This is a genomic window from Pontibacter aydingkolensis (assembly GCF_019443125.1).
GTDB classification, from domain to species: domain Bacteria; phylum Bacteroidota; class Bacteroidia; order Cytophagales; family Hymenobacteraceae; genus Pontibacter; species Pontibacter aydingkolensis.
In genome coordinates, this window is sequence record NZ_JAHYXK010000014.1 from 26,844 (window position 1) to 38,346 (window position 11,503).

Sequence of the window (11,503 nt, forward strand, 5' to 3'; positions counted from 1 at the left end):
ATAATTTACCGTTCTGTTGTTACCGCTGCAAAACTAAACGCTTTTCTTGTTTTATATTTGACAGCTGCAACTAAGCTGTAATCAAGAGTGCATTTCAATCATCCTGTTTACCCTAATGGCTTAGCATCAGCCCTAAATCAGCAAAACACTTTATACCTGAATGGCAAAGCAACTATACGAGCAGCATAGAATTTATAAAGAAAAGGCAATCAGCCACAGGCGCTTTAAGCACAAAGATATTGTACCATTGCTGGAGCATCTAAAGCAGCATACTTTGTTCGAGGTGTCGGTAATTGGTAAATCGGTGGAGCAGCGTGACATTTACATGGTAAAGGCTGGCAGCGGCCCCATAAAAGTGATGCTATGGTCGCAGATGCATGGCGATGAGGCTACGGCTACCATGGCCCTGTTCGACCTGTTCAGGTTTTTGCAGCAAAGCGATGACATGGATCCAGTTCGTCAGGAGATATTGCAGAACACCACCCTTTACATGATACCGATGCTGAACCCTGACGGAGCTGAACGCTTTATTCGCCGGAATGCACTACAAGTTGACCTCAACAGGGATGCCCTGCGCCTGCAAAGTCCGGAGGCCCGGTTGCTTAAAAGTATGCGCGAAAGTATAAACCCTGCGTTTGGTTTTAACCTGCATGATCAGAGTCGCTACTACACTGCTGGCAACACCGCTAAACCGGCAACCATCTCCTTCCTGGCCCCTCCCTTCGACCATGCTCAAACCGTAAACACCGTACGTGCCAGGGCCATGCGTACCATTGTGGGAATGAACGAGGCGCTGCAACAGCTTATACCCTGCCAGGTGGCCAAATTCTCTGACGAGCACGAGCCCCGTGCATTTGGTGATAACATCCAGAAATGGGGTACCAGTGTGATCCTGATAGAGTCCGGAGGCTATGCAGGCGACCCGGAAAAGCAGGTAATACGTCAGTTGAATTTTGCCGCTATTGTTTCTGCACTGCACCTGATAACCGGCCATGGCTACACAAAGTATACTTTGGAAGACTATTACAACATCCCTGAAAACCAACTTAACCTTTTCGACCTGGTAATCAGAAATGTGCGTTACGAACAATATGGCAAACATATTTTGCTTGATGTAGGCATTATGCGGGAAGAGGTAGAGGCCCCCTCTGCGCCGCAGGGTTTTTATTATAGCAGCACCGTGGAAGAGATCGGCGACATGAGCACTTTTTATGGGTACGAAGAAGTAAACGCCGAAGGCCTGACGCTGGTACCGGGCAAAGTATACCCGCAGCCTTTTGAAAGTATAGCGTCGCTTACAACTGAAACTACTTTGGAATTACTGGCCCAGGGTTATACTACAATTCTGATAGAGAACCTCTACCCTGCCGACATAACTACCTGGGAATTGCCTTTGAATGTGACCATCAACGCAGACAAAGCTGACCATAGCCTTGTACTTGAGAATGCCGCCAATTTTGTGCTGCAAGACGAAGCGGGAAAGGTACACTATGCGATCGTGAACGGCTTTGTATACAACCTGCAAGAAGAAAAGCCGGCACTGTTCCATGGCCTTATACTTTAAAAATTCTGCACCGGCTATATAGCAGGCGGATTTTATGAGATCACTTTGTATCTTACCGTTTCAACCGGACTAACCTAACCTTATTTATACATGGTTTTAAATTATCTGTGGGCAGGATTCTTTCTAATCGCCTTTGCCATAGCACTGTTCCAGCTTATCTTTTTCCAGGACTATGAAATTTTTCAGAAGCTTGTAGCCAGTACCTTCGATAATGCCAAGCTTGGTTTTGAGATATCGCTGGGCCTTACCGGCGTTATGACGCTGTGGCTCGGCTTGATGAAAGTAGGTGAAAAAGGTGGTATCATTGCTATTTTTGCCAGACTTGTCGGGCCGTTTTTTCATCGCTTATTCCCTGAGATTCCAAATAACCACCCTGTTTTCGGGTCGGTGCTGATGAACTTTTCAGCCAACATGCTGGGCCTGGACAATGCAGCCACCCCACTTGGTCTGAAAGCCATGAAGGAGATGCAGGAACTGAACCCGCATAAGGAAACCGCATCCAAAGCACAGATCATGTTCCTGGTGCTTAATACATCGGGCCTCACCATTATTCCGATCAGTGTGATGGTGTTCCGGGCACAACTAGGTGCTGTTGATCCTTCGGATGTTTTTATACCTATACTTCTGGCTACGTTCTTCTCTACTGTAACCGGCCTTATCGCGGTATCGCTTTACCAGCGTATTAATCTGTTGAACCCTGTGATCCTGGCTTACCTGGGTACTTTTATGCTATTTGTGATTGGCCTGATCTATTACTTCAGTATTATTCCGCAGGAGCAGGTAAGCATTATATCTACAGTGGCCAGCAATGTCATTCTTTTCTCTATCATTATATCCTTTGTTGGCCTGGCCTTGTACAGAAAGGTTAATGTTTATGAAGCCTTCATTGAAGGGGCAAAAGAAGGGTTTACAGTTGCCATTACCATTATCCCTTACCTGGTAGCCATACTTGTTGCCATTGGGGTTTTCAGAACATCCGGTGCCCTGGACCTGCTTGTAAATGGTATTGGCTATGCGATTGCCCTAACCGGACTTAACACTGATTTTGTGCCTGCCCTGCCCGTTGCTTTTATGAAACCCCTAAGTGGAAGCGGTGCCCGTGGCATGATGGTAGAAGCCCTGAACACCTACGGCGTGGATTCATTTGTAGGTCGCCTTGCCTCCACAATACAGGGTTCTACAGAAACTACCTTTTATATACTGGCCGTTTATTTCGGGTCTGTTGGCATCAGAAACACCCGTTATGCCCTAACCTGCGGCCTTATCGCAGACTTAGCAGGCGTAATAGCAGCTATTTTTATTGCGTATCTTTTCTTCCATTAAAGCCTGCAAAGCAGGTAATATTTTTTTGCTAAAGCTAGCTTAAAGCGCTAAAGATTACATCACTCCTTTTCGGTGAAGATGGATAAAAACCACCTGATCATGAAGGGCCTTCAGTTCACGCTGGAGGCCCTTCATCTTTTATGTTTTCTTAAAGAAAAAAATGTGGCAACACCGATTTAACTTTATGCAGTCTGCCGCTTCTAAGCACTGAGTTAAGCCCCCACCCTTATGACCATCACCTTAGACACCTTGAAAACGCAGCACCTGCAATGGCGGGCTGGCTTCGGCCCGATGCCTGGTCAGGACCTGCCCAGTAGAATACCCCAGGCAGTTAAACAACTACTTAAGGAAAGTAAGCAACTGCAGCCATTACCGGCACCTGACCTGAACTTACAAAACATAAACAATCTGCAGGGAGAAGCGCGTGCAGCTGCAGCCAAAATGCAGCGCGAAGCGTTGCAGGACCTTAATTGCCAGTGGCTAAACCAGATGTCTACAAGCAAGGCGCAGTTGCGGGAGAAAATGACGCTTTTCTGGCACGGGCACTTTGCCTGCCGCCTACGCTATCCGGGTGTGGTACAGGTACAAAACAATACACTTCGTAAGTATGCTCTGAGCCCTTTCCCGGAGTTGCTTACTGCCATCTCTAAAGACCCGGGCATGCTGCAGTTCCTGAATAATCAGCAGAACCGCAAACAGCGCCCCAACGAGAATTTTGCCCGTGAGCTGCTGGAGCTTTTTACACTGGGCAGAGGCCATTACACCGAAAATGACATTAGAGAAGCTGCACGCGCTTTTACCGGCTGGGGGTATAATGTGCAGGGCGAATTTGTTTTCCGGGCACGCCAGCATGATACAGGCAGTAAAACCTTTATGGGCAAAACCGGAAACTTCAACGGCGACGATATCCTGCAGATACTTATTGAGAATCCGCGCACCGCTATCTTTATCACACAAAAGATCTATACTTTTTTTGTCAGCGAGAAGGTAAACGAGGACCATGTAAACGAATTAAGCAAATGGTTTTATAGTTCTGGCTATAACATGGAAGGCCTGCTGGAAAAAGTATTTACGGCTGATTGGTTTTATACTTCCGAGGTAATGGGCAGCCATATAAAATCGCCGGTAGAATTACTGGTTGGAATGCAGCGGATGTTTGGGCTGGAGTATACTGATAAACGTGCTCCCCTGGTGCTGCAAAGAGTGCTGGGGCAAGTGCTTTTTCAGCCGCCGAATGTAAGTGGCTGGGCTGGCGGACTTACCTGGATCGACTCCTCCTCGCTAGCTTTCCGGTTGCGGATGGGACAGGCGCTCCTGCAGGATGCAGCCCTGGAAGTTGCCCTTAAACCTGATGACGACAGTGAACCATCGAAGCCGGTTCAGCGGCGGGCCGATGGGTTGCGCGTAGTTCAGGCCAGGGCAGACTTTCAGAAGTTTATTCAGGAAATGGTAAAAGTGCCAGAGCACAAGCTGGCAGAAGAAATGAGCCTTTTCCTGTTACAAGTGCCCTTGCAAAAGCAGAAACTGGCGATTCTGCAGCAAAGTATAGTAGGCAAGACCTCACGCGAAGAAAAGATAACGACGCTGGCCCTGCACCTGGTGTCGCTGCCAGAGTATCAGTTAAGTTAATTTAAATCCACATTCGATTTCTTTTCAACTGCAAAGAATACACACAAAGAGATGTCAAAATCAAGAAGAGACTTTCTGAAACTTTCGGCGCTGGCATCGGGGATGCTGTTTGTGCCTAATTTCCTGCACGCATCTCAGGGCATGGGGCTTTTGGGTAACTCCAATGGCAGAAGGCTGGTGGTGATACAACTGAGTGGCGGAAACGATGGCCTGAATACGGTCATTCCCTTTGAAGACGATCTATACTACAAGGCACGGCCTTCGCTTGCTATAAACTCCGGAAAAGTATTGCAGCTACAGAATGGCCTGGGTTTTCATCCGTCGCTGGACAAGATGCGTCAACTCTACGATCAGGGTTTCCTGACAGTGATGAACAGTGTGGGATATCCGAACCCTGATCGTTCTCACTTTCGCTCTACAGATATATGGCACACAGCCAGCGCCTCCGACGAGTACCTGAAAACAGGCTGGTTGGGCCGGTACCTGGACTCCTGTTGCACTGGCAGCTCGGCCGCACACATGGCCCTAGAAATAGACGACTCGCTGAGCCTTGCCCTTAAAGGAGAAAAGTATAACGGTATGGCCGTGCAGGATGTGCGCCGCTTTTACCAGGCTTCTCAGGACAGGTTCCTGAAACAAATGGCTAAAACCCACCACCACGATGCGCACGAACACCATCAGGTAGATTATCTTTACAAAACGCTTATCAACTCACAGCAGTCAGCGGAGTATCTGCACCAGCAGGTTCGGGCTTACCGCTCAAACCAGGAATATCCGAAGGGCGAGTTCTCTAAAAATCTGAAGACAATTGCCGAACTCATTACCTCAGGTGTAGAGTCGCGGGTATACTATGCATCCCTGAGCGGGTTTGACACGCATATTCGACAGGAAGCCCAGCAGGCAAGGCTACTGCAGGAGTTATCGGAGGGGCTGTACAGCTTTGTGCAGGACCTGCGCCAGCATCAAGCTTTTGATGATACGCTGATCGTGGTCTTCTCTGAATTCGGTCGCCGCGTAAACCAGAATGCAAGCAACGGCACCGACCATGGCACTGCCAATAACCTGTTCCTGATCGGAGGCAAGCTGCAAAAGGCCGGTATCTACAATGCTGCCCCTAACCTGGCAGACCTGGACGCCGGAGACCTGAAGCACCAGATAGATTTCAGGAACATCTACGCTACCCTGCTGCAGAACTGGATGCAGGCAGATGCAGGTGCTGTGCTGGGTGGCAGCTTTAAGGCGCTGGATAAACTGGTTTAGTTTTATGTAGTAATTCTCCAAACCGGAGGTTAGTCCAAAGGCAAAATCTATACTTCCGGACCCGTAAACAGCTTACTTTATCTGCATAATGGCGGCGATCGTTTCTATACCTTCCCAAAGGTATAGGATCTTCACATTCTCATTTTCTGCATGCTGGTTATTATCGTAATTCACGATCGGAACGGTAATCACTTTTGACTCAAGTATCTCCTCGAACAGGTAGAGCGGTAAGCTGCCACCCATTGATGGGATTGCAACCACAGGTTCTTTCGTAGTAGACTGGATGGCTGCCTGTATACTTTTTGCTATCGGCAGATCCATAGGGGTGCGCTGTGCATTGTAGCCATGCTTTACATCTACCCTGATCAGGTTCGGATACTTGCTCCGCTCCTCTTCTGTTGGTTCCCCGTTCACTACCTGGTAGCCTTTGTTTTTGATGTGGCCGATCACTTTCTCTACCTGCCTTTTATAGTCGTTGCCCTTTACCAGTCGCAGGTCCAGTACGGCTTCGGCTTTGGTGGGGATGATGTTACTGGCAAGCGGCCCTACATTCCCGCTTTGCATGCCATTGATGTTTAACGTGGGCACCATGATACCTTCCATAAGCGACCTTCCGGGGCTTTCAGGTGAATGCACTCCCAGTTCCTTCTTCAGCGTCGCGTCCTGATCGGGTATCTGTGCCAGTGCCTTTTTTTCAGTGGCTGTGAGGGGTGTTACATCGTCGTAAAAGCCTTTGATGAGTACCTGCCCTTTTTCATCTTTCATGGAGGTCAGCAGCTGTGCCAGTTTTAAGGCCGGATTGGGTGCCCAATTGCCGTAGTTGCCACTATGGAGCGGGCGTTTTGCCCCGTACACCGTTAGCGCCATGTTTACATCTCCGCGAACTCCATACACGATCGTCTTTCTTCCGGAAGCATGTCGCGGCGCATCAATAATTACCCAGCAGTCAGCCTGCAGTTTAGATTTGTGTGCTTTGAATATCTCGTCCAGGTGGATAGACCCTACTTCTTCTTCGCCTTCAAATAGAAACTTGATGTTCGCATTCAGGCGCTTGCCCGTTTTTACCAGCGCCTCATAGGCATTAAGTATAGCCATTACACCCGCTTTATCATCGGCTGCTCCCCTGCCCGATATACGCCAGTCGGGGTTTATAGCATCACCTGATTTGTAGGGCCCAAGAATCTTACCACCACTTTCCAACGGTGCTGTTATGAGTACGGGTTTGAAAGGCTCCAGCCCTTCATGCCACTGTTTCGGATTTACCGGTTGCCCGTCGTAATGCGCATAAAAGCCAATGGTTCTGGTAGCACCCAGTGTTTTTATCTCGCCAAATACCGCCGGCGTAACGCCTGCTGTTGTGCCAGTTAACAGCTCTGCTTTTATACCTCTACGTTGCATCATCTCACTGATGAAAGCTGCATTCTTCCGGATGTTAACAGTATCTGTAGACACATTGGGGATAGACAGGAACCGGACGTATTCCTCCATCATTTGCTTGTCGTTTTTGCTTACGTATTGCCGTATGGTCTGTGCCTGGAGAGTTGAGCTGAAGCAAAAAACAAAAAAGTATAGAATGGTGGTACAGAGGCTGGTCTTCATGGGCTGTTGGTTTGAGTTTACTCCTGCTAATATAACGATCTGTTTTTTGTAAAAGGAATGACGTTCTGCTATCACCTGCTCCCATATTCAAAACGAATAACACTTCATCAGAAAAATATGCAGGAGTATGGCTATAAAGTATAAAATAAGTAGCTTTAGATGGGTAAAAAAACATCAGGTTGATTACTCTTCTCATCAATCAAAAAGAATAAGTATAATAACGTTACGCAATCATCATGAAAAAACAGTTTACCGTACTGCTGCTTTTTCTGGCAGTCTTTATTGCCAGGGCACAGGCACCCGATAACCTGATTAAGGTAACAGACATGCTGAAGATAAAGCAGGCTGGTGCAGTTACCATTAGTCCTGATGGCAACTGGGTTGCCTTTACCATAAACAGCATAGAGCCGGACCCGGCTGCAAAAGGAGACTGTAAACACCAGACACAGCTGCACCTGGCGCCAACAAGTGGTGCTACCAAACCGCGCCAGCTCACCTTTGCCAAAGAAGGTGCTTCGCAGCCGACCTGGAGCCCTGATGGCAAGCAGCTGGCTTTCGTGCGCGTGGCAGATGGCAAGCCGCAGATCTTCCTGCTTCCTCTTAACGGGGGTGAGCCAATGCAGCTTACAAAATTTAAGTATGGCGCCAACACCCCACGCTGGAGCCCCGACGGCAGCAAACTTTTGTTCACTTCCGGTTTCGGCCTGAAAGAATTATTGTCTGACTCGCTGCTGAACCCTAACAATGACATCCCGAAATGGTCTTATGAAAAACCGGGCTTTTACCAGAACGAGCACCTGAAAGTAAGTATAGCAAAGGTAGACCCTGATGGCTCGCTGGCAGAGATACGCGGCTATCTAGATAAGAACGAGAAAGATCAGAAAGCAAAGGTTATCAATCAGCTTAATTTCCAGGAAGAGGCAAATGTTTCCGCCAACATCAGCCTGTCTCATATTTTTATTGTGGATGCCGTACCAGGCACTACACCAAAAAACCTCACGCCCGGTTTTTCTACCAGCTATAACCCACGCTTTACACCGGACGGAAAGCGCGTGGTGTTTGAAGGTGACAGCGATGAAACAGAGCACCCGAATCGCTCACTGGAGTCTGAAGTATATATTGTAAATGCAGATGGCAGCAACCTGAAGCGTATACTTGGCAAGGCAGGGGTTGCCTATAACAGCGCCACCTTGTCGCCGTCTGGTAAGTGGCTGGCTTTCCAGTACAACAAGACGCAGACAGTTAGCATACCTAAACTGGCTATTATGCTACTGGATGGCAGTGAGTCCGACATGGTAACCATTGACTACGACCGCAATAAAAATAACCTTACCTGGGCCTCCAACGACAAGCATTTATACTTTACTTCGCCATCGAACGGTGGTGTTATACTTAACCGCCTGGAGTTAAAGTCGAAGAAAGTAGAGCAGCTGACAGACTTTAACAGCGGCGTGAACAGCTTTGACATCCGAAAAGACAAGCTGGCTTTCGTTAAAACCGAAGTGGCTAACCCGAATGAGCTTTACCTGGCCAATGAAAATGCTAAAAAAGCGCAGCGTATCACCTCCCTTAACCATGACTGGGTGAAAGATAAAAAGCTAAGTATTCCGGAGAAAAAGACCTTTAAAAACGAGAAGGGGCAGGTAGTAGAATACTGGGTAATGAAGCCAACCAACTACAAGCCGGGTAACAAGTACCCGCTGTTGCTGGAGATACACGGCGGACCTACCGCTATGTGGGGACCTGGCGAGAGCAGCATGTGGCACGAGTACCAGTACTTTGCCAGCAGAGGCTACGGAGTAGTATACAGCAACCCTAGAGGTTCTGGTGGCTATGGTGAGGAGTTTATGCGTGCCAACGTTGCCGATTGGGGCAAAGGTCCGGCAAACGATGTGCTTACCGCGCTGGATGGAGCTGTAGACGAGGGCTGGGCAGACACCTCGCGTCTGGTTGTTACGGGCGGCTCTTACGGGGGCTACCTGGTTTCCTGGATACTGGGACACGACAAGCGCTTTAAAGCAGCCTGCGCACAGCGTGGCGTTTACGACCTGGGTACTTTTTTCGGAGAGGGCAACGCCTGGCGACTGGTACCAAACTACTTTGGTGGTTACCCCTGGGAAGACAATGCGAAAGGCCTGATCCAGCGCGAATCTCCGCTGACGTATGTGCAGAACATTACCACTCCGCTTATTATCTTCCATGGGGAGAATGACCTGAGAACTGGCGTGATCCAGAGTGAAATGCTGTACAAAAGCCTGAAAATCATGAACAGGCCGGTGGAGTATGTGCGCCACCCGGGAGCCACGCATGAGATTACACGAAGCGGCAACAACCGCCAACGCATCGATCAGATGCTGCGAACTTATGAGTTCTTTGAGCGCTGGTTGAATAAGCCTGTGCAGTAAATCAGATCTGTTGTAAAATAAAAAGAGAGGCTTCAAGTATGGAGCCTCTTTTTATTTAGAGCCAAACTTGAAGATGAAAATGCTGCGAACAGGTTCAGGGTGTGGAAAGTATGAGAAGTCAAGCAATAGACTAAATTTACGAGATACTCACCCCTTCCCCGGTGTTGTCACCTTAAGCAAAAACCTGTCATTTCGAACACCGTGAGAAATCTATCTGGAATTAGTGCAGAAAGAATTCTATAAAGATCTCTCCTATCGTCGAGATGACAAAAAGTTTAAGTTAACCGCATTGGATTTACACCTCCACAGCATCTAATAATTCGCAACTTGGGTTAGTTCTTATAAACAGCGCTGGCCACGTTACTTTGCTCACCATCATCTGGCTTATCAGGTTGGGCTGGGTATAAAAACTGCTTTATATCTTTCAGGTATCTTAGGCTACCGTTAGGCAGATTACTAAGTACAATAAGCGCGCTGTGGTCTTTTGGGTTTCGCAGCAGATAAGTGGTATAGCCATGCCATAAGCCTGCGTGGTACACAACAGTATCGCCGCTTTCAAGATGCCCGATGCGCCAGCCAAATCCGTAGTCTTCTTTTATTTTCTTTTCCTGGCGGGTACCGGTAAAGGCTTCTTCCAGGGTTTCTCTCTTAACAAGTTTTTGCGTGTAAAGTGCCTGGTCCCATTTATAGAGGTCCTCTACTGTTGAGTACATTCCTTTGTCGCCTAGTACGGTATCCAGGTAATCCGGCCACCGCTTTTGTCTGCCGCCTGTATGGCCTGTGGCTACCCTTTCCGTTTGTGCTATTAGCTCATCGTTAAACGTAAAGGTATTGTTCATTTGTAACGGCTCGAAAATATGTTTTTGCAGAAAGGTGGCGAACGGCACACCTGAAGCTTTTTCAACGATAGAGGCAAGTATAAAATAACCTGTATTACTGTAATTAAAGCGTGTATTCGGCTGGAGGTAAATAGCAGGCTTATGTTCTGCCATCAGGTTCAGTACATCATCGTTTGTAATAGGCTTGCTACGGTCGGGCCAGAGCTCATCACTGAAATAAGTATAGTTAGGCAAGCCAGACTGATGCGTGAGCAGTTGCCTTATGGTAATGCCATGGTAAGGAAATGAAGGAATGTACTGCTGCACACTGTCATCGTATTGGAGTTTGCCCTGCTCCTGCAGCATCATAATGGCCATAGCCGTAAACTGCTTGGACACCGAAGCCAGCTGGAAAGCAGTTTGTGTGGTCAGTGAATCTTTGCGGTGGAAATCGGCAAAGCCAAAAGCTCCTTTGTAAACTACCTCGTCGTATTTGGTAACCAGCACGGTTCCGTTAAAGCCTTTTCGCTTGTGTAAGTGTTTAAATATAGAATCGAGGTGTAGTCCTAGCTTACGGGCACTATCTGCTGTAAAGTATGCCGGCACAGCTACCCGCTGCCTGGTGTCCTCTTCAGGCAAAACACGCTTTACCGCAACTTCCTTTTTTGTTTCCTGACAAGAGGCCAGTGAAAGACAGAAAAGAAATGCCGTAATGCATTTAAGCAAAAGAAATTGTACTCTAAAGAAAATCATACCCAAATCTACCAACAGTTATCCAACTCTAAATATAGCCTAACTTCCGGATTTTTGTAAAACAAATAGTCAGAAACACTTATTTAACGCAGGGTTGGCAGCTGTATTGCAACAACATTTAAATCTTAAACAAGGGTTATACTTTCATAAAA

Annotated in this window: 7 protein-coding genes; 5 read left to right on the plus strand and 2 right to left on the minus strand. The window is 47.7% G+C overall.

Annotation, left to right across the window (positions count from 1 at the left end):
* Positions 1-160: 160 nt before the first annotated feature.
* The 4 genes from K0O23_RS15025 to K0O23_RS15040 all read left to right on the plus strand — a co-directional run bounded on the left by K0O23_RS15025 (position 161) and on the right by K0O23_RS15040 (position 5,776).
* Positions 161-1,564, plus strand: a complete 1,404-nt coding sequence (locus tag K0O23_RS15025; protein ID WP_219878263.1) for a M14 family zinc carboxypeptidase — start codon at positions 161-163, stop codon at positions 1,562-1,564.
* Between the two features lie 90 nt (positions 1,565-1,654).
* Positions 1,655-2,887, plus strand: a complete 1,233-nt coding sequence (locus K0O23_RS15030) for a nucleoside recognition domain-containing protein (RefSeq protein ID WP_219878264.1) — start codon at positions 1,655-1,657, stop codon at positions 2,885-2,887.
* 228 nt (positions 2,888-3,115) lie between these two features.
* On the plus strand, positions 3,116-4,516 hold the full coding sequence (locus K0O23_RS15035; protein ID WP_219878265.1) for a DUF1800 domain-containing protein: 1,401 nt from the start codon (positions 3,116-3,118) through the stop codon (positions 4,514-4,516).
* A gap of 51 nt (positions 4,517-4,567) precedes the next feature.
* Positions 4,568-5,776, plus strand: a complete 1,209-nt coding sequence (locus tag K0O23_RS15040) for a DUF1501 domain-containing protein (protein ID WP_219878266.1) — start codon at positions 4,568-4,570, stop codon at positions 5,774-5,776.
* Between the two features lie 72 nt (positions 5,777-5,848).
* Here K0O23_RS15040 and K0O23_RS15045 read toward each other — a convergent pair whose 3' ends face one another.
* On the minus strand, positions 5,849-7,375 hold the full coding sequence (locus K0O23_RS15045) for a M20/M25/M40 family metallo-hydrolase (RefSeq protein WP_219878267.1): 1,527 nt from the start codon (positions 7,373-7,375) through the stop codon (positions 5,849-5,851).
* A 236-nt stretch (positions 7,376-7,611) separates the two neighbouring features.
* Here K0O23_RS15045 and K0O23_RS15050 point away from each other — a divergent pair, with 236 nt between their 5' ends.
* Positions 7,612-9,780 (plus strand): S9 family peptidase, encoded by a 2,169-nt coding sequence (locus tag K0O23_RS15050; protein WP_219878268.1) that lies wholly within the window; start codon positions 7,612-7,614, stop codon positions 9,778-9,780.
* 332 nt (positions 9,781-10,112) lie between these two features.
* Here the strand turns inward: K0O23_RS15050 and K0O23_RS15055 are convergent, their stop codons facing one another.
* Entirely contained in the window at positions 10,113-11,237 is a 1,125-nt protein-coding gene (locus tag K0O23_RS15055; RefSeq protein ID WP_246597139.1) for a serine hydrolase domain-containing protein, read from the minus strand.
* Between the last annotated feature and the right edge of the window lie 266 nt (positions 11,238-11,503).